Consider the following 19,497-nt stretch of genomic DNA (forward strand, 5'->3'; position numbering starts at 1 on the left):
TCAAGAACCAGTACCCAAAGAAGCTACATCAAAGGGACGAGTTTATTTATACTCCTTACCAATAGCGATTGTAAGACGAGCATATTCATCATCAATAATGATAAAGTGCTTAAGTATAGAGAAAACAAAGAATATAGTTTCGTAAACTTTGTTAATAAAAATGGCGCAGTCGTTGATGGATGGGTAAAGAACGAAGAAATTTCCCCTGGTGATGAACAGAATAATGAGTTAACCTACGATGATTTTGCATGGACAGAAAATGGTCAAAAAACCGTTCTTTTAGGAAAGGCCACACCTGAATTAAATAAGTGGACTAAAGAGTCTGGTGTAAAACTTCCTGATCCCGTCAATCACGGTTTTAATAATGGGTTCGAATCCTGGACTTTAACAATTAAAAACGAAATTGTGACAATATCTCAGTCCAATGAGATAATAGCGAAAAGATTAGGTTTTGATGATACATATGTGTCAGCGATCACATTTATTGATAATAAATACAAAACCACACGAGGCATAAAAGTCGGCGACAGCTGGAATATGGTAACTTCAAAATATGGAATGAGTAGTCATAAGGATACTGAGGACGGTTGCAGATTTTATCAGTACTTTGATATGAAGCTAAACTTCTGCCTTGATTCATCGAATATTGTGCAGTCTATTTCGTTTGAAAACTACCCGAAAAAACCATAGCAGTTATTGCTGATTCAGCATACATAGACATGGATGGTTCATACTTGGCTCAAGGTAGAGCCTTAATAAAAATACATACTTCAAAGCGATAAAAGGACTTTTAATGAAGGAAAGCATAATTCTGAAGTTTATCTTCCTAATCTCAATTTATTTATATTCCAGTGTTGCATTTGCGAACGACGTTTGCGGAAATTATGGAAGAGAATCTGAAGCATCGCAAACTTACATTAATCCGGATAACACTTCTTTTGAAGTGATATCCACAAAGCGGCTTCATTTCTTTAGCTCCCCGAATAAAACCTGCAAAATAAAAGACCTTTTCTTGGTGCCAGGAGATATTATAACCGGGCATACAGAATACAACGGCTATGTTTCTGCTTCTTATGCAAAAAATGAGTCATGGTCAGTCACTGGATGGCTTGACAAATCACAACTAAAACACATCGACATAAAAGCAATCACCCTATAAAAAATCATTGTGAATTAGTTTCTGATTTAGCGGCGACTCAGGCTTTTAGCGGAGGGCTCAAAACACCAAGCAATGCATTCGCAACAGCGGTTAAGACAAAGGTTATGCATCTATAATGCGCCTGACCGAAACTGCCCAAAAGAAAGCACTTTTATTATTAAAGGTGACAATGTATATGCCCTCAAAAAATATGCAGATTTCATTTTGGCACAGTATGTGACAACTTCGGGAAAAGATGTATTCGGCTGGATTCCCCAATCAGAACTAAAAGAATTCAATCCAACCACCACACTTCATAATAGCACTCAAATTAATATTATTGACTTTATCGTCATAAAAAATAAGAAATGGATTGGGATTGGTTCTTTCTATAGCAATAAACTTTCTGGCATAGATGAAGACGAAACAGGTTCTTCTTATATAGGAGACTTCCCTAATGGTGCCGGAGGGTTATATAAATACACAATGCATAATTATAAAGATATAAGTTTGGTTTCCTCAAATGCCAATTATGATAAGAGACAATATACAATTGATGATGATTATATAATCTCGGCAATTAACATAGAAACGCCAGCGTATTCTACGTTACGCGGAATAAAAGTTGGCGACCCTGCTGATAAAGTGTTTAAAGCCTATACTGCGAATCAGGCACAAATAACACCTGAAAAAATCAGTTACACGCCAGGTGATATGTATCTGGATTTCACACTAAAAGCTAACAAAGTAGCATCAATTAACATGGGGATACCTATCCCTGGAGAGGAATAAAATGCTTCAGATAATCAGAAAAGGCGATAAAACTACCCACGGTGGTTCAGTACTGACCGCCTCAGAAACGATGAAGTTTGGCGGTATCGGCGTTGCCCGCAAAGGCGACAAAGTGTCCTGCCCGGTTCCTGGACATGGCCCTACAACCATCGTAGAAGGAAACCCTGATTACCTTGATCATGGTATCCCGGTTGCCTTTCACGGCCACAAATGTGCCTGTGGTTGCACATTGATTAGTTCATTTGCCGCAGCAAAGGTTGCCTGATTATGCCCGTCTGGCTGGATGCCATCCCTGAAAAGGCTCCTAAGATAGCGCGTCCCGGCACCGGCCGTTGGCTGCTTTTTCTCGCGTTTGTCATGCTGGCGGGCATAGCACTCACGCTATGGTGCTGGACGTCAGAGCGAAGCGGCTTTGTCTTCTGGTTCACCGCTCTGGCTCTTCCATTTTGCACCTGGGGGCTTATTTTCGGTTTACGCCGGTTTGCCTATAAAGCAGAACAGGTTGGTGCTGAATCACGCAATGCCGCGCGGGAAGCACTCATCGACAGTGAAATTCTGCGCGGTCAGCGCTGCGCCTGGATCCTCGGCACATATATTCAGAGTCCGGCCGGAAACAAAACCGGCGACCTGCTGGAGGTAATGAAGGTCGCTGCTCCCGCTATCGATTTCTCACACCCAAGAGGATGCGACAAACCGGTCAGATACGCGGCATTAACAGAATATCAGACGGATTTATTGAAAGCGCTGACAGCAGCGGTCACCAAGCTGACCACGCGTGTAGATGTAATCGTTCAGCCACTTCCTTCAGAGCTGCCATGCTGGCTGATGCTGGACTGTGACAGTGACCTGTATCCCCTGGTTGAAGAGCAGCTAAAAGCCGAGCTCTTACTCAAAACAGGTAGGATATTTCGCCTGCTGGCTGGAAAAGGTCTGGGTGCGTTTGATGTCTGGCTGGACAAGCGATGGGACAACCCGGGCATCCTGGTTGCTATCACGCTGTCCTTACCGCCTTCTCCCCGGGAAGAAGACGCTGATGCCGTCTCGATGGTGGTATTGAGCAACCGCAAAACTCACGCCTGGCCGGATGCGCTCCGCCTTCATCGCCCCGAAAAGGGAGCAGAAACAACGCTCACAAAGTCACTCACCCGGGCGCTGCTCTGGGCAAAGACCAGGCCCGACGAACTTAAAGGAAGCTGGATCTCCGGCCCCACGTTGACGAAAGGCAGCAGCTGGAATAATGCCTGCGAAGAGAGCGGAGTTGAATTTAGCCTTTCAGAAGACAACTTCAGTATCGACCCTGTGCTGGGTTACTCCGGCCATGCGGGTCCATGGATTGCTATCACCCTCGCCGATGCAGTCTTTGAACAACGAGGGGTGCAGGTTATCGCCGCACAACCCGCCGCTGACAAAGATGACATCTGGATCGCCGTCATCACCAAAGAAGAAGTTCGCAAGGAATCGCCCAGGAATGCCTAAGGTAAAAGTAAAAACTCTCATTGGCTCCGTTGTAACTGTCGCCTTTTTCCTGACGGTCATCGTGGCATTTCTGTTTTATGCCTTTCCGGAAAACGTGGCTTCGGCCACCGGCTTCGGACCCTATGACCGCCAACGCATACTCACATTATGCGCCATACTGGTTGCTGCGTTGTTTTTACTTGGCTGGCTGACTGAGAAGGCTTTCGACCACGCGGGTAAATCCGGATTGTACTTCCACTGGGGGCAGAAAAAAGCGGAGTGTGTCTCTCCGGTGATGAATGCCATTGCCAGCGAAGATGACGACGAAGAACCTGTCTTCAGCGAAGACGCGGTGTCTGAGCATCTGCGGTTTCGCTATGGACGTCGCTGGCAACATAAGGTGCGACTCCTGCTGGTGATGGGTAATCCGGACGACGTCCAAAAAGCGGCCCCGGGCCTGTGTCATGACCTATGGCAGGAAGGCGACGGCAACGTGCTGATTTATGGTGGTGACGCGCAGTCACTTCCGGATGAGATCTTCCTTTCAAAACTGAAGCGCCTGCGATCCGGGCAACCGATTGATGGCATCATTCAGGTAATAAGTACCTCAGCCCTCCCTACGGATAGGGAACGGGATGCCTTCTTGCGTTGCAGCCAGAAAGCCGACCATCAGCTTGGCTGGCAGGCGCCTGTCTGGCTGTGGCTGACTGACAACGCTACCGGTGCTCAGCAGGGCGAGGAAACGGCGGCGACAGGGGTTATCTTCGGGCCGGAATGCACCGTAAAAAGCGCGGGTGAAGGGTTTTCTACACTGGCGCTACACCTGCAAAAAGTGGGTATGGCAAAGATACTGAATAATCCGGCTGATTTCGGTCTGCTTCAGTTGTCTCTCCGACTACGGCAAGAGCTGAAAGACAGTCTGGCTGTTTTGCTCAGCGGGCTGATGCAGGGATCCGCGGCCTGGCGTTTACGCGGTGTCATGTTCAGCCCAGAACTGGCTGTTGCCGGAACGATACCAAACACACGCCTCGACACACCGACCTGGAAAGCCGTCATTGATGACTGTGATGCCTCCAGCGGCAGAAAGCTGGGCTTCGACTGGCTGAAGATGCTGCGGTTAATTCTGCTTTCCCTGATTGTTCTGTGGGGGGCCGGTACACTGCTGTCCCTGATCGTTAACCGTACCCAGATTTATCAGGCGCAGGAAACCGCGAGGCAGGCAGCAGATACCGCAAAACCACTGACTGAACGCCTGCACAACCAGCTCGTACTACAGCAAGCCATTGCCCGTCTGCAACATCGTGAGGCGACCGGCGCTCCATGGTACACACGATTTGGTCTTAATCAGGACGGCGACACGCTGGCCGCACTCTGGCCGCTGTATGCGAAAAATAACGCACAACTGATGAGGGATGCCACAGCAGATAGTCTCAGGCAGCAGTTGAATGCCTTTGTGCGACTTCCTCCTGCCAGTGATGCCCGTACGAAGGGTACACAGCATACCTACGACGTGCTCAAAAGTTATCTGATGATGGCTCGTCCGGACAAAGCGGACGCAGAATGGCTGGCAAAAAACGTGCTGACAGCCTTACCGAAACGCCAGAATGTGCCGGATGGCACGTGGCAGGCGCTGGCCCCGAAACTGCTGAGCTTCTATGCGCAGAACCTCCCGGCACACCCGGAATGGAAAATTAAGCCTGATGCTGAACTAATCAGCACGGTCCGTCAGATCCTGCTCAAGCAAATAGGCCAGCGGAACGCTGAGTCCGGGTTATATCAGGAGATGCTTAAGCGCGTGGCCAGCAACTGGCCTGATTTAACGCTTGCCGATATGACCGGCGACACCGATGCCTCAACGGTATTCCGCACTGACGAAGTCGTCCCGGGAATGTTTACGCGTCAGGCCTGGGAAGAGCAGGTACAGGATGCGATTAACGAAGTCGTCAAAGCCCGCCGCGATGAAATTGACTGGGTGCTGACGGAGAAGACGCATCAGACAGGGAGTGATATCTCCCCGGAGGCATTGAAGGCCCGTCTGACTGAACGCTACTTTACCGATTTTGGTAATGCCTGGCTGAAAATGGTCAACAGCATTCAGTGGCAGGAAGCTGCGTCACTGTCTGAGGCGATTGCCCAGCTCAGTCTCATTGGTGATGTCCGTCAGTCCCCGCTGGTTGCCCTGATGAACACGCTAAACTTCCAGGGGAAAACGGGGCAGAAGGGGGAGCTACTTGCCGACTCGATAGTGGACTCAGCGAAGAAGCTGATCGGTCAGAAAAAAAATGCAAAACAGTTTATAGAGCAAGCTCAGGGTCCTAAAGGGCCGCTCGATGGGGTGTTTGGGCCACTTATGGGAGTGATGGAAGGTAAAGAAGGTACCGGTAGAAACGGCAATCTCAGTTTCCAGTCCTGGCTGGCCCGCGTAACTCAGGTGCGGCTCAAGCTTCAGCAGGTTACCAGCGCCCCGGATCCGCAGGCCATGTCTCAGATGCTGGCTCAGACCATATTCCAGGGCAAAGCCATCGATCTGACCGATACCCGCGACTACGGCAGTCTGGTTGCGGCGAGTCTGGGGCAGGAGTGGAATGGATTTGGCCAGTCGTTGTTTGTACAACCGCTTGATCTGGCCTGGCGGCAGGTACTTGTCCCGGCTGCGGGTAGCCTAAATGCCCGTTGGCAGGCAACCATTGTCGAACAGTGGAATAAGGCCTTTGCGGGACGGTACCCGTTTAAAGCCACTGGCAGCGATGCCTCCCTGCCATTACTGGCTCAGTTCCTGCGTAGCGACTCGGGTCGAATCACTGCCTTTCTGAAAACGAATCTTGGCGGGATCCTCCACCAAGAGGGGAATCGCTGGGTTATTGACCCTTCCGCAAGTCAGGGGATGGTTATCAGTCCGGATTTTCTCCGGGCGATTAATCAGTTGGCTGAGCTGTCTGATATCGTGTTTTCTCAGGGCGATGCCGGTGTTAACTTCGAACTGATGGCGCGTCCTTCACGGGATGTTGCCAGGGTGCAACTGACCCTCGATGAGCAGCATCTGGATTACTTCAATCAGATGGAAAGTTGGCAGAGTTTTATCTGGCCGGGGAATACTTACTATCCAGGCGTCTCGCTCAGCTGGCGTAGTGTAAACAGTGGCATGCAACTCTACGCCAGTAATCAGGGTAACTGGGGCTTCATTCGCCTGCTGAACAAAGCCCGGATCACACCTCTCGATGCCAGTCGTACACAACTGGTGTGGATCACTGCCGATGGCAATCCTCTGAAGTTTGTGATGCGCAGCGAGCTCGGCAATGGCCCTCTTGCATTACTGAAGCTACAGGGATTCACGCTGCCCGATACTATCTTCAGTGTCGCCGCTGGCGCAGAAGAGCGCCAGTAACGATGGGCGGGCAAACTTATCCCCGTGGTAGTTTATGGCCTTTCGGCAGTGTCAGGCATGGCTCTGTGACTGGCTGAAGCATAATCTCGCGCCAAAGGAAGGATTCCTTTGTCCCATGATTATGTAACGTTCCCCACCGCATATCGTTTGTATGACGCTCGCTCAGGATCCGCTTTCCCGCAAGCACACTCCGATGAGGATAGAGTATCTCGCGTTAACTGAACCGCCCGACCCGTGCCATGGTGCTCTGTGGCTAATTTTCTATTTAAAAATTTTCAGGAATGCCGTGCATGGATGATTTGACCCTGCGCTATTACGAAGCAGAGATGCGTTACCTGCGTGAGGCGGGTAAAGAGTTTGCCCGAGCCCATCCGGATCGGGCAGCAATGCTTAATCTGGATAAACCCGGCGCCCGCGATCCCTATGTGGAACGTCTGTTTGAAGGCTTTGCCTTCCTGATAGGCCGTCTGCGTGAAAAGCTGGACGATGATCTGCCGGAAATGACCGAAGGGCTGGTAAGTCTGCTGTGGCCGCATTATATGCGGACTATCCCGTCGCTGGCCATCGTCGAGTTCTCTCCTGACTGGCGTAGTCTGCGTCAGGTTGAAATGCTGGCGGAAGGCTTCTCCGTTCTGTCACGTCCTGTCGGGCCGCATAGAACCGCCTGTCAGTACCGGACGACCCGCGATGTGCCGCTACAACCACTGCACCTTGCAGATGCTCGCCTCCATACTGAAACCGATGGCCGCTCTGCTATCCGTCTGCGCTTCGAATGCCCTGAAAAAGTGGACTGGAGTAAAGCCGGGGTAGACAAAGTCGCCATTTTTCTTAACGCAGAGAGTCCGGTTAGCTCTGCGCTGCATCTGGCAATGACCCGGCGTGTACATGCAATGTATGCCCGTCATGCCGGGACGCATACTGAACGTTATCAGTTTGATGGCTGGTGCAAACCCATGGGTTTTGATGACAATGATGGCCTGTGGAAGAAAGCCGATACTGCCTTCAGTGGTTACCAACTGCTGCTTGAATATTTCAGCTTCCGTCCAAAGTTTATGTTCGTTGAGCTGCGCGGCCTCGACGCCATCGGACTCACTGCGGCCAGCACCTGGTTTGAAATCGACATTGTGCTCAGTGAAGCCTGGTCATCCGATCTGCCTTTTGAGACAGAAAACTTCCGGCTGCACTGTGCCCCGGTCATCAATCTTTTTACCCTCGAAGCCGATCCGCTGACACTTGATCCGCTGGATAACGAATACCTGCTCAGGCCGCTGCGTCTTCAGGATGGTCACACCGAGATTTACAGCGTCGATAACATCCACGGTGCGGTGAAGAATGGTAAACACCCCTATGTACCGTTCACCAGTTTCCGGCACCGGGGCGGTATGATGCGCCACGATGCCCCTGAACGTTATTACCACACCCGCGTGAAACGCGGCCCCTCTGGCCTGTATGACACCTGGCTAATTCTCGGGGGACGTTCATTCGAGCTGGAGCAACTGTCCGAAAAACCAGAATCCCTCTCAATGCGAATAACTGGCACCAACGGCCAGCTTCCGCGCAAAGCGCTGGAAAGTACGCTCCTGGACAGAGTGGTCAAAACCGGCAAAGTGCCCGTCAGGGTACTGAACGTCACAGCCCCGACGATGCCGCTATATCCCCCGGCAAACGACCGTTTTCACTGGCGGGTGATGAGCCACCTTGGTTCAAACTTCCTCAGCATGATGGACAATCCGGAGGTTCTGCGGGGCACGCTGGCGCTCTATGACTGGACCGACGATGAAATGAACCGACGTCGGCTTGAAGCAATTGTTGCCGTGAAGCACACCCTGATCCGCCGTTTTGAGAAGGGCTTTATGCTTCGGGGCGTGGACATAGAGGTCACGCTGAACATGGATAATTTTGCAGGCGAGGGCGATGTAAACCTCTTCGGCGAGATGCTGCACAGGTTCTTCGCGCTCTATGCCGATATTCACCTCTTTAACCAGCTCACGCTGGTACTGCAACCGACAGGGAAACGACTGAGATGGCGCGAGAATCACAGCCAGCACGTACCGGGCTGACGCAGGCCCTTAACAAAGACATCTGGCGGGCCAATTTCTATCGTTTCTGCCAGTTGCTGGAACAGGAAAATCCGGACGCGCCAAAACTGGGCGCCACCAGCCATCCGGGCGATGATCCGGTACGATTCAGACCCTGGCCTGGTATGGGTTTCCCGGTCAGTACCCTCAAAGCGGTGGAGACCGACGAAGACCATCCGACATTACCCCCAACGGTCCGCACGACATTTCTCGGGATGTATGGGGTGGACTCCCCTCTGCCGACGTCCTGGCTGGATGATATTGCGCAGCGCCGCGAAGGACACGAGGCGGTCACCTCATTTCTGGATATTTTCAGCCACCGCATCACCACGCAGTATTACCGGATCTGGCGAAAATACGCGTATCCGGCGACGTTCGAGGCGGGTGGCCGCGATGCCACATCACAGTGTCTGCTGGGGCTGGTGGGACTCGGTATACCAGGCACGGCGGAACAGGTGGCGACACCGGTTTCCCGTTTCCTGGCCCTGCTGGGCACCATGCGTTTGCCCACACGCAATGCCGAAGGTATCCGGGCCCTGGTAAGCCTGCTGGCACCGAATACCCGGGCATTCATCACCGAACCCGATCCGGTTAAGGTCCATATCGAAAATCGCAGTGGGCTGGGTACCGAAAACCGCGTCCGTCTTTCGCAGCGGGCCACGCTGGGTAAAACGGCAAAGGAATCATGTAGTCGTGTGCTGGTGACGCTGGAGACAGCGGACCCGGATGAGGCGGAAGGTTGGTTACCCGGAGGTGTCCTCCATACCGATTTGCTGGTCCTGCTGCGTGTCTATCTCGGCTACCGTAGCGACGCCCGACTGAGCCTCACCGTACCCGTGCGGTTGTTGCCTGAGCCGCGACTTGGCAAAGGCAGGCGTATCCAGTTGGGCCGTACCGGTTTGCTGGGCCTGAAAGCAGGCAAATTCAGCAATAGCCGGGAGAGTCTCACCGTCAGTCTGGGCTGCTATGAAGGGCTGCAATGTTCTGCGCTCCCGCCCGCTGAGGACGGACATTACCGCTTCGAATAATCACCTACTCCCTCTCTCACAAAAGGAACTTTTGAATGACAACAGTAACCCGCTGGCGGGCGCTGACACTTATTGCCTGTAGCCTGCTCGCTGGCTGCGGTCTGACGCAGACCGTCACGGACGGTACGGTCAGCATCACGAATTCCATCTTCTACAAGAAAATTAAAACGCTGCATCTGGATTTTACTCCGCGCACGGCCGTAAACGCCGATGGCGCACAGACGCCGCTGGCGACAATGGTGCGAGTCTATCAACTCAGGGATCGTAAAGCGGTTGAAGCCGCCGATTACCAGACGTTGCTGCGCCAGGCCGATACGGTACTTAAAGAGGATGTGCTGGCGGCGAAAGAGTTGCTGGTAATGCCCAAAGGCAGCGTGACGCTCAATATGCCTATGGATGAAGACGCTCACTTCGTGGCGGTGGTGGGGCTGTTTAATCGACCGGATCAGAAGGAGAACCGCTGGCGCCTGGTGCTGACCCGTGACGACCTCGAACCGGACACACCCCGTACGATTGAACTGGGTGATGGCTGGCTCAGCCTCGTGCCGGTAAAGGAGTGACGTGATGGATAACTGGCCAGCGCTTTTTGACGGACAAAACCGCTATATCCTGATGATCAATGACAGCCCGGTAAAGCCGGATGTTCTGCGTTTTCGCGGCAGGGAAGCTCTGAGCGAGCCGTTTTCGTGGGAGATTGCATTCACCACACCGCAGGAGAGCATTCCCCCGGAACAGGTACTGATGAAATATGCGACGTTGCTGATGCGTGGCGGTAAAAATGTCCATGGAATAGTGACCCACCTGGAATGGCTCTCCACCTCAGAAGACCAGTCTCACTACAGTCTCACACTCAGTTCCCGCCTGGCGTTGCTGTCGGAAAACCGGCAGTGTCGCCTGTTTCGGTTCCAGTCGGTACCGGAGGTGGTAGAACAGGTGCTTCGCGAACATGGGCTGGAAGGGGCCGATTTCGAGTTTCAGCTGGAACGAGGCTACCCGGATAGGCGTCTGATAACTCAATGGCGGGAAAGCGATTTGCAGTTCATCCAGCGTATTCTTTCTGAGGTAGGAATATACTGGCGCACGGAGATGGATAACGCCCGTGCATTGGATACGTACGTTTTTGCTGACAGCCAGCTTGGCTACCGGTTTGGTGTGCGCCTGCCGTATAGCGAACCGTCCGGTTTGAATGACAGCGCCGAAGAGTCGGTATGGGATTTTCGTACTACGCATAAAGTGGTCACCGGTAAGGTCAAGACACGTGACTACAACTACAGCAAGGCTTCCACGCCGATGGATGCGGCGGTCAGCGTGCGCAGTGATGCTGTCACCACCGGGGAGCATTACCGCTACGCAGCGCCTTACCGTGACGCGGGTGATGACACCAGTCCGGAGCCGGAGACCGAATCCGGCGCCTTTTATGCCCGCATCCACCACGAGCGGGAGCTCAACAAATCAGCCCGCATCCACCTGTACAGCAACGCTGCCCAACTCACCCCCGGGCAGGTACTCGAGCCGCAGGGGAATGTGATAGCCGACCTGAAAGAAGGCATGATCCTCACCCTGGTGACCTTCGAGGGGGCTCGTGATTCCCGTCTTCACGTGTCTGTTTGGGGAATGCCTTACACTGAGCGTTACTGTTTCCGCCCGGCGGAAATCCCGCGTCCGGAAATTCACGGCACGCTTCCGGCCCGGATTGAAAGCCGGGAAAAAAATGACATTTACGCCCATATGGATGATCAGGGGCGCTATCGGGTGAAGCTGGACTTCGACCGTGAAAATACGGAGCCAGGTTACGGCTATTTGTGGCTGCGAATGGCGAAGCCGACTGCCGGTAAAATGCTGGGCTGGCATACGCCGCTCACTGACGGGACAGAAGTGGCGATAGCGTACAGCAACGGTGATATTGACCTGCCGTACATAGCATATGCGCTGCACGACTCCGAACATCCCGACCTCGTGAACCGGGACAATCACACCCGGAACATCCTCCGGACACCGGCCAACTCAAAATTACGCATGGAAGACAAGCGCGGTGAGGAGCACATCAAGCTCGCCACGGAGTATGGCAGGACGCAGCTCAACAGCGGGCACCTGGTGGACAGCCAGCGACAACTTCGCGGCAAAGGAGCTGAGCTGCGTACCGATGAGTGGGGAACCATACGCGCCGGGAAGGGGCTGTTTGTCAGTGCGGATGCACAGGCAAAGGCGCAGGGTGACGCGCTGGACAGGGACGCCGCGCTGAAGGAAATCGGTCTGCTTAATCAGCATCTGCAACAGCTGGGAATGGCGGCAGAGCAGGCGCAGTCCCTGAAGGCGGATATCGACAACCAGATACAGATGTTTGAGCAACGACTGAAACCGCTCAATGAAGCCGTGCTTTTCTCGGCGCCTGAAGGAGTGGCTCTGACCAGCGGGGAGCATCTGCAAATGACAGCCGCGAAGAATGCTGCTGTCAACGCAGGAGGTGATATCAGTGTCGGAGCGATGGGCAATATGACAGCGCTTGCCGGGGATAAGCTGGGGGTGTTTACCCGGAGCGGACAACTGAGCCTGAAATCCGGCGAGGGGCCAGTAGAAGTACAGGCGCAAAATGCCAGCATGAGCTTGTTTGCAGAGAAGAAGCTGACTCTGGGTTCGGCAAGTGATATTTCCATTACCGGGAAGAAGCGAATTACATTAATTGGCGGCGGCAGCTACCTGCGGCTTGATGCTGGAAAGGTTGAATACGGTACGACTGCAACCTATCAGCGTAAGGTAAAAAAAACGATGGCGGCTGGCAGCGCGACTCTGGAGCAACATCCAGTAGCGTTGCCAGCAGCAGTATCGGACGAAAAAATCAGCAGCGACATGTTATTACGCAAACCAGAAGAAACCGATACTCAGTGGGCTGAACGTCTGGTGAAACTAAAGGTAGCTGCCCGACTTATTGAGCAGAAAACCGGGATTCCTCGCTCCCGTATCGCTAAATGGCCCATCTACCGAAAAATTATAGAAGAACAAAATCAGGCCAAAGCAGAGAAAACCCAGGGGAGACAACAAGCCGCTCAACTTATGTGTAATAAAGATATCGTTACCCATAAAGATCTTGTCGTGATATCAAGGAAAACCGGTATTCCAACGGGCACTTTGCGGCGTATGGACGAATATCGCGCCCGGAGGCCTGAGAAACAAAAAGAAACCAGGATACAGGATAAAGAAAAAGCGAAGAAACTCTTGCTTGAAAAGCGGTCAGTGAGAGCCATTGCAAAAGAGACTCAGGTTGCCGAAAGAACATTGCATAACTGGAAGCATGATCTTAAGAATTTAAAAACAAATGATGTTGCTGCCTCAGTCTCTGAAAGAGAAAATGTACTGATGAAGCAAATTGCGACAATAAAACAGGTAGTCGGCAAGGAGTGTAATGCTGTTCAATCTGTTCAGATAAAAATGAAAGCCTTATTGAGTTCAGCTATTGATGAATTGGATCCCTTTGTTCGGGACTGCACAACAACAGCAATTGGGGTGGATAACAACAATCAATATTACCTTTCATCAAGTAGCTATCCTGTTTGTCAGAAATTAAAAATCTGGGCACGTAGCCATCGTGTCACTGTTGTGGAAGATGCCGGGCATGCCGAGGCCGTTTTGGTTAATAAGGTCAGCAAAATAAAACATATTGAACCCTCCCGGGATGTTTGTCTTGAATGCGAGCATAAGATGCTGAAGCATCATGTCACCACCAGTCGACCTTTTTCACATAAACTCAGCAAAGGCCAACGCACCGGAAAGTCTTATACCGAGGAAGAACGCCAGTTCGCTAAAACCATGAAGGCAGAATCTTCGACAAAAGCAAATAATGTAGCCAAAGCAAGACGCCTTTTAGTCGAAGGTGAGTTATCTCTCACCGATATTGGGAGGCAGACCGGAATTAATAAAAGCACTATGGTTTCATGGCCAGAACATAAAATATGGTTGGAGAAACAGAAAAAACGTAAAGCAGGTGATCCAAGGAAAGCTAAGGCATTAGCAATGTCCCTGGAGGGGATTAGCCAGAATGAAATTGCAAAAAAACTCAAAACTTCAAAAACCAAGATAAGTCAGTGGATAAAAGAGTCTAAACAAAAGAATACTGACTACGCCATGCCTACGACCTCAGGTAAACGAGCAGCTTTGCGGCAGGGGCTCAGTCACACCACGCGTGCGCACATGCAGTCTTCATTGCGAAGTGAAATTCGCGTAGCATCGGAGGGCCTTAATCAGCAAGGATTACTTCGCTGGCTTCAGGAACCCGGTATGAGTCAACATTCTTACCATGACATACTGGATGTGCTGGAAGAGGAAGAAATCGATTTTAATATTAACGATTTTATCAGTGCATGGAACGCGACAGGGCGCCCGTTACCAGAATAGAAAGAGGCAATGTCTCTCAGTGCTATTATTGTAAGCCGACACGGTAACTTACTCTTAACGAATCATCACATAGTCAGGAAGTTGAAATGTATAGCAATCACTATTTTGGTAAGTATGCTGAAGATATCGAGAAACTCGATTTTCACCGAAAGTTAATGCTGGGTGTTTTAGTTTTGCGTGATCTAAGTAATTGTGTCGCGCACTTTGATGGTATTTATGATGAGAAGCTTCTCCCGTTTTATGAAAATATGATTAATGCGTTGAAATTAGCTTCGGCTTCTGGATTGCCTGCTTCATCCTTATGCCATTTACGGGATGCCTGTATAAGGAGAGTTCCTGATACGGACACTTTTCCTGCTAAAGAAGGAACATTTGCTCAATATGCAATGATTAGCGCCTGTTACCTGCTGGCATTTGCGTTGGAATATAATGTCGGAGATTTTTATCGTTCACTGGACTTTTATATTGAGAATCTCTGTGCTCAGAACCAGTGTGCGGAAGAGCCATTAAGTGATGCGATGCTAAATGAATATATTACAGCAACATGGGCCTCTTTAATCGCAAGTCTTGAACAGGAGGTGCACATTACTTCTGCGGCTGATGGGATGAAATGAATTTATCATATCCATAACAGAAAAACGAAGTCTACACGCGCAGAAATTCACCTTCTCTTTAAGAACTGCTTACCAGCAGTTTTCATGGGGAGTTACCGAGCTATATCGTCAGCAAAAAAGAACAGTTGATCCTGTCGGTAACGGAAGCGTCAGAGCCTGGAACCTTGAGGTTTTATGGTAATGAATAATCCTGACCCATCTGAAAGGGTGTAGTCCGTCTCGTCGGGAGCTGCATTTTTAATCTGAATATTAGTTAAGGCCATAGATATCTCTCCCGACGTTCTGACCGTGTGAGAGTAACGAAAAGAGATAGTTTTGTTCGTGGCTGCGAAAGCTATCGGCTGGAAATGGTTGGATACTGATTTCGGCTCTAAGCCTTGCGTGGTACGGGTTTCGTAGGATTATTTAGCAGGGGATTTAAGCGTTCGGAATGTCCCCTGCAGGAATCGAACCTGCAACTAGCCCTTAGGAGGGGCTCGTTATATCCATTTAACTAAGGGGACGAAGCGGCACGAGTATAGCGTTTTTTACCCTCAACGGTAAGTCTCAAGCCGCCTGACTGCTCAAACAGTCACCATTCAAGCCTGTTTTTTCTGGTTTTTCTGTTTCGATTCTTCGCGTTTTGCTTGCTGCCTGGCTTCTTCCTTGCGTTTGTTGCTCATATCATTGCGGATCTGCGCGTGGCTCATCAGCGCAAAGATAAACGTACCGCCGCAGATATTTCCGGCGAGTGTCGGTAACGCAAAGGGCCAGAAGAAATCACTCCAGTGCAGCGTACCATTAAAGACCAGATAGAGAATTTCCACCGAGCCGACGACGATATGCGTGGTATCGCCCAGCGCAATCAACCAGGTCATCAGAATAATGACCACAATCTTCGCCGCACCGGCCGCAGGGAACATCCAGACCATTGTAGCAATCAGCCAGCCAGAAATAATCGCGTTAGAAAACATTTCTGTTGGGCTGTTTTTCATCACGTCCATACCGATTTTGACAAAGGCGTCGCGGGTCTCTTCATCAAAAATCGGCATATATTCAAAGGCCCACGCCGCAATGCCGGTACCGATAATATTACCCAGTAAAACCACACCCCACAGGCGCATTAGCAGACCAAAATTGCCGAGGGTAGGGTTTTGCATAACCGGTAGTACGGCAGTGACGGTATTTTCGGTAAAAAGCTGTTGGCGGGCCATGATGACGATGATAAACCCGAAGGTATAACCAAGGTTCTCGAGTAGAAATCCACCTGGCACGCTTTCTAATTGCACGTGAAAAATCCCTTTTGCCAGTAACGAAGCGCCCATCGACAGCCCGGCAGCGATGGCCGACCACAGCAGCGCCATCGCATCGCGTTCCATCTCTTTCTCCCCATCCTGGCGGATATGTTCATGAATCGCCATGGCGCGCGAGGGGAGTCTGTCCTCATCGACCTCTATCTTTTTACCTTCTAACTTTTCATCACTTTCGACCTGGATTTCGTCGCTGTGCCGATCAATTTTTTCTTTCTCAATATCATTCATAGCCGAATCCTGCATAAGCACGTATTGCTAAAGCGTAGCGGTTTTTATCCGAAAATCAGCGGGAGAAAGTCTGAGATAGCAAAAATGGTAACGTTTGTTTTTATCGGGTTAGCTAAAATAGAACCGCCGCGTAGTGTGCATAACCAGGCTATGATCAAATCAGTAAGACCGGGTATATAGACATCGTTTGACGTGCTGTTACAATCGCTCACATCTTAACAGGCGGATACGTCATCGTTCCGTCATGGATGGCAATCAGCGATAGCCATATTACACAGGGAGACACTTATGAAGCTTCGCCTGTCGGCGCTTGCGCTGGGAACCACACTTTTGGTGGGGTGTGCGAGCTCCGGTACTGAACAGCAGGGGCGTTCGGATCCATTTGAAGGGTTCAACCGCACAATGTACAACTTTAACTTTAATGTGTTAGATCCCTATGTTGTTCGACCGGTAGCAGTAGCCTGGCGTGATTATGTCCCGCAGCCGGCGCGTAATGGTTTGAGCAACTTTACGGGCAACCTTGAAGAGCCGGCCGTCATGGTCAACTATTTCCTGCAAGGCGATCCTTATCAGGGGATGGTGCATTTTACCCGTTTCTTCCTGAACACCTTGTTGGGTATGGGCGGCTTTATCGATGTGGCGGGTATGGCGAATCCGAAGCTACAGCGCGTTGAACCACACCGCTTTGGCAGTACGTTAGGCCACTATGACGTGGGTTACGGACCGTATATGCAGCTTCCGTTCTACGGTAGCTTCACGCTGCGCGATGATGGTGGCGATATGGTGGATACGCTGTATCCGGTACTGTCCTGGCTGACCTGGCCGTTGTCGATAGGTAAATGGACAGTCGAAGGGATTGAAACCCGCGCACAGCTGCTTGATTCCGACGGTCTGCTGCGTCAGTCTTCCGATCCTTACATCATGGTACGTGAAGCCTACTTCCAGCGTCATGACTTCATCGCGAACGGCGGGAAACTTAAACCAGAAGAAAACCCGAACGCGAAAGCCATTCAGGATGATTTAAAAGATATTGATTCCGAGTAAGGAATTGAGGCAAATAAAAAGGTGAGCTAAAAAAGCTCACCTTTTTTAATGTCTGCAGAAAATCAGAATGCGTAGTTGAAGTTGGTACCGAACAGCCAGGCTTTACCTTCAGAGTCGAAAGTATACGGGCCTTCTTTGACGGTCACTTTCTGTCCGTGCATATAAGAAACACCAACATCAATAGATGCGTCATCATTGAATGCGTAAGTCGTACCCGCGCTCAGCCACAGGCGGTCCTGGTCTGGAATGGAGATGGAACGCTTGCTTGCAGGAACCGGGCTGTCGTCATAGGCGATACCGGTACGGAAGGTCCAGCTTTTATCCATATAGTAGGTCGTGCCCAGCGCGATGCGGTAAGAATCCTTAAAGCCTTCTTCTTTATAGAACAGTGTCTGGCCGTTGGTGCCGGTTGCTTTCAGCTCCTGGAACTGGCTCCAACTGGTATAAGCCATGCTGTAGTGAATAGCCCATTGCGGAGCGATACGGTTATAGCCCGACAGTTCCCACATTTCCGGCAGGTTCAGCGTCAAAGAACCCGGAACGGTGGCATTGGTTGTTCCCCATGGGAACGCGGTGCCTGCGCCAGGTAACGCATTGGCCTGGGAACGAATACCGCTTTTGTAATCACCATCGAAGTCGATTTTAACTTCAGAGCGGTAGGTCAAGCCGTAACGGTTATTTTTATCCAGCTCGTACAAAATACCGGCGTTCCAGCCGTAGCCCCATTCGTCACCCTTCAGGCTGGCGATCTTCTGGCTTACTTTCGGCAGTGCGGCGGTCTGCTCACCGGAATAACGCTCAATTTTTGCATCGGCGTAAACGGCATTAAAACCAACACCAAAGCTCCAGCTGTCATTCAGACGGTAGGCACCGCTCAGGTTAAGGTTGACCGTTTTAAGATCAGTCTTCCCACCGTACTCACCGACGATATAGCTGTCATTAAACTCGGTTGCCAGACCATAGTTTGAGGTGACAGAAGCCCCCCAACCAAACTGCTCGTTGATAGGCATCACGAAGTGAGCGTTGGGAACCCACGCTGTAGGGGCGATGTTATCTGCGTCGGTGCTACGTCCGGTGAATGGCGATTTACCGGAAATATTAACGTCTGGATCGATATACACCGCGCCCGCAGAAAAAGTGGGGCGATCGAACATCATAATCAGTGCCGGGTTACGACTGGCGTTACCTGCATCATCTGCAATAGCGCCTTCACCCGAATATGCCCGGCCAAGGCCAGAGGAAGAAAATTCGTTTAACTGAAAGCCTGCAGACCAGGCCTGTGTGGAGATAATTGCCACTGCGACTGCGAGAGCAGACTTTGTAAACAGGGTTTTCTGGCTCATGACCATAACCTCATAGATTTATTTTTATACAAACAATGTTACATACCGTAACAGGAGCGCGAAGTGTAGGGTCTGAGGTACGACATAGAAATCAGACCAGTGCCGAGAGTATAGGTCTGACCAGCTGAAATGTTGCAAGTATGTTTATAAATATTTTCAATTCTGATCTCGGAAACGCGATCCAGCTGGCAAAATTGCGGGTATGCGCACTCACCTGTTTGGGTGATTTTTGTTTTAGATCATTTTTAAGTGTGATTTCGGTCACTTATCGCATTTCATACAATTAACGACTGGAGAGGCGAAAGAGGGGAGCGTAAAATATCCCTATCGTTTATCTGGCACCTCAGGTGCGAATACAGAGGAAATCTACAATGAGTAAATGCAGTGCTGATGAAACCCCGGTTTGCTGCTGTATGGATGTTGGCACCATCATGGACAACTCCGATTGCACCGCGTCATACAGCCGTGTGTTCGCGAATCGCGCAGAGGCAGAAGAAACGCTGGCCGCTCTGACTGAAAAGGCGCGTGGCGTGGAATCTGAGCCTTGCCAAATCACCTCTACCTTTACCGAAGAATCAGATGGTGTGCGTCTGGATATTGACTTTGTTTTTGCTTGTGAAGCTGAAACGCTGATTTTCCAGTTGGGCCTGCGTTAATCCCTTCTCTTTATACCCTTGCTGCCTGGTAGCAAGGGTATTTTCGTAACAGTCA

The 19,497-nt window shown here is 50.8% G+C and carries 14 protein-coding genes, 1 tRNA gene and 1 pseudogene; 13 read left to right on the forward strand and 3 right to left on the reverse strand.

Features of this window, described 5'->3' with window-relative positions:
• Window positions 1-105: 105 nt before the first annotated feature.
• From AC534G_RS07695 to AC534G_RS07745, 11 genes and pseudogenes are all read left to right on the forward strand, one after another.
• Window positions 106-690, forward strand: a complete 585-nt coding sequence (locus AC534G_RS07695) for a hypothetical protein (protein WP_233593747.1) — start codon at window positions 106-108, stop codon at window positions 688-690.
• A 103-nt stretch (window positions 691-793) separates the two neighbouring features.
• Complete coding sequence (locus AC534G_RS07700; protein WP_110497301.1) at window positions 794-1,159, forward strand: hypothetical protein; 366 nt, start codon at window positions 794-796, stop codon at window positions 1,157-1,159.
• Window positions 1,160-1,231: 72 nt separating this feature from the next.
• Complete coding sequence (locus tag AC534G_RS07705; RefSeq protein ID WP_110497303.1) at window positions 1,232-1,930, forward strand: hypothetical protein; 699 nt, start codon at window positions 1,232-1,234, stop codon at window positions 1,928-1,930.
• A gap of 1 nt (window position 1,931) precedes the next feature.
• Complete coding sequence (locus tag AC534G_RS07710; RefSeq protein ID WP_032418592.1) at window positions 1,932-2,195, forward strand: PAAR domain-containing protein; 264 nt, start codon at window positions 1,932-1,934, stop codon at window positions 2,193-2,195.
• Window positions 2,196-2,197: 2 nt separating this feature from the next.
• Window positions 2,198-3,406, forward strand: a complete 1,209-nt coding sequence (locus tag AC534G_RS07715; RefSeq protein WP_110497305.1) for a KPHS_23130 family T6SS system protein — start codon at window positions 2,198-2,200, stop codon at window positions 3,404-3,406.
• Window positions 3,399-6,770, forward strand: a complete 3,372-nt coding sequence (locus AC534G_RS07720) for an ImcF-related family protein (protein WP_110497307.1) — start codon at window positions 3,399-3,401, stop codon at window positions 6,768-6,770. Before AC534G_RS07715 ends, AC534G_RS07720 begins: the two co-directional genes overlap by 8 nt.
• A 290-nt stretch (window positions 6,771-7,060) precedes the next feature.
• Entirely contained in the window at window positions 7,061-8,830 is a 1,770-nt protein-coding gene (gene tssF, locus AC534G_RS07725) for a type VI secretion system baseplate subunit TssF (protein WP_110497309.1), read from the forward strand.
• Window positions 8,794-9,876, forward strand: coding sequence for a type VI secretion system baseplate subunit TssG (gene tssG, locus AC534G_RS07730; RefSeq protein ID WP_110497311.1), 1,083 nt, complete (start codon window positions 8,794-8,796; stop codon window positions 9,874-9,876). Before tssF ends, tssG begins: the two co-directional genes overlap by 37 nt.
• 35 nt (window positions 9,877-9,911) lie before the next feature.
• Window positions 9,912-10,436 (forward strand): type VI secretion system lipoprotein TssJ, encoded by a 525-nt coding sequence (gene tssJ / locus AC534G_RS07735; protein WP_110497313.1) that lies wholly within the window; start codon window positions 9,912-9,914, stop codon window positions 10,434-10,436.
• Window positions 10,437-10,440: 4 nt separating this feature from the next.
• A pseudogene (locus tag AC534G_RS07740) lies at window positions 10,441-12,660 on the forward strand (type VI secretion system Vgr family protein); the annotation flags it as partial.
• A 1,691-nt stretch (window positions 12,661-14,351) separates the two neighbouring features.
• On the forward strand, window positions 14,352-14,879 hold the full coding sequence (locus tag AC534G_RS07745; RefSeq protein ID WP_110497315.1) for a hypothetical protein: 528 nt from the start codon (window positions 14,352-14,354) through the stop codon (window positions 14,877-14,879).
• A gap of 431 nt (window positions 14,880-15,310) precedes the next feature.
• On the opposite strand, the gene AC534G_RS07750 is transcribed toward AC534G_RS07745, so the two are convergent.
• Together AC534G_RS07750 and AC534G_RS07755 are read right to left on the reverse strand one after the other, a co-directional pair.
• Window positions 15,311-15,382, reverse strand: a tRNA-Arg gene (locus tag AC534G_RS07750).
• A 75-nt stretch (window positions 15,383-15,457) separates the two neighbouring features.
• On the reverse strand, window positions 15,458-16,390 hold the full coding sequence (locus tag AC534G_RS07755; protein WP_110498802.1) for a formate/nitrite transporter family protein: 933 nt from the start codon (window positions 16,388-16,390) through the stop codon (window positions 15,458-15,460).
• Window positions 16,391-16,687: 297 nt separating this feature from the next.
• On the opposite strand from AC534G_RS07755, the gene mlaA reads away from it, so the two are divergent.
• Window positions 16,688-17,443 (forward strand): phospholipid-binding lipoprotein MlaA, encoded by a 756-nt coding sequence (gene mlaA / locus AC534G_RS07760; protein WP_038642393.1) that lies wholly within the window; start codon window positions 16,688-16,690, stop codon window positions 17,441-17,443.
• 62 nt (window positions 17,444-17,505) lie between these two features.
• On the opposite strand, the gene fadL is transcribed toward mlaA, so the two are convergent.
• On the reverse strand, window positions 17,506-18,786 hold the full coding sequence (fadL, locus tag AC534G_RS07765; RefSeq protein ID WP_038642391.1) for a long-chain fatty acid transporter FadL: 1,281 nt from the start codon (window positions 18,784-18,786) through the stop codon (window positions 17,506-17,508).
• Window positions 18,787-19,157: 371 nt separating this feature from the next.
• Here fadL and AC534G_RS07770 point away from each other — a divergent pair, with 371 nt between their 5' ends.
• Window positions 19,158-19,442 (forward strand): YfcZ/YiiS family protein, encoded by a 285-nt coding sequence (locus tag AC534G_RS07770; RefSeq protein WP_038642389.1) that lies wholly within the window; start codon window positions 19,158-19,160, stop codon window positions 19,440-19,442.
• The last annotated feature ends 55 nt before the right edge of the window (window positions 19,443-19,497 follow it).

The organism is Citrobacter sp. CRE-46 (genome assembly GCF_059615875.1).

Coding starts and splice junctions, on each gene's coding strand:
- AC534G_RS07700 (WP_110497301.1), top strand. CDS start 794: ATGAAGGAAAGCATAATTCTGAAGTTTATCTTCCTAATCTCAATTTAT.
- AC534G_RS07705 (WP_110497303.1), top strand. CDS start 1,232: ATGCATTCGCAACAGCGGTTAAGACAAAGGTTATGCATCTATAATGCG.
- AC534G_RS07710 (WP_032418592.1), top strand. CDS start 1,932: ATGCTTCAGATAATCAGAAAAGGCGATAAAACTACCCACGGTGGTTCA.
- AC534G_RS07715 (WP_110497305.1), top strand. CDS start 2,198: ATGCCCGTCTGGCTGGATGCCATCCCTGAAAAGGCTCCTAAGATAGCG.
- AC534G_RS07720 (WP_110497307.1), top strand. CDS start 3,399: ATGCCTAAGGTAAAAGTAAAAACTCTCATTGGCTCCGTTGTAACTGTC.
- tssF (WP_110497309.1), top strand. CDS start 7,061: ATGGATGATTTGACCCTGCGCTATTACGAAGCAGAGATGCGTTACCTG.
- tssG (WP_110497311.1), top strand. CDS start 8,794: ATGGCGCGAGAATCACAGCCAGCACGTACCGGGCTGACGCAGGCCCTT.
- tssJ (WP_110497313.1), top strand. CDS start 9,912: ATGACAACAGTAACCCGCTGGCGGGCGCTGACACTTATTGCCTGTAGC.
- AC534G_RS07745 (WP_110497315.1), top strand. CDS start 14,352: ATGTATAGCAATCACTATTTTGGTAAGTATGCTGAAGATATCGAGAAA.
- mlaA (WP_038642393.1), top strand. CDS start 16,688: ATGAAGCTTCGCCTGTCGGCGCTTGCGCTGGGAACCACACTTTTGGTG.
- fadL (WP_038642391.1), bottom strand. CDS start 18,786: ATGAGCCAGAAAACCCTGTTTACAAAGTCTGCTCTCGCAGTCGCAGTG.
- AC534G_RS07770 (WP_038642389.1), top strand. CDS start 19,158: ATGAGTAAATGCAGTGCTGATGAAACCCCGGTTTGCTGCTGTATGGAT.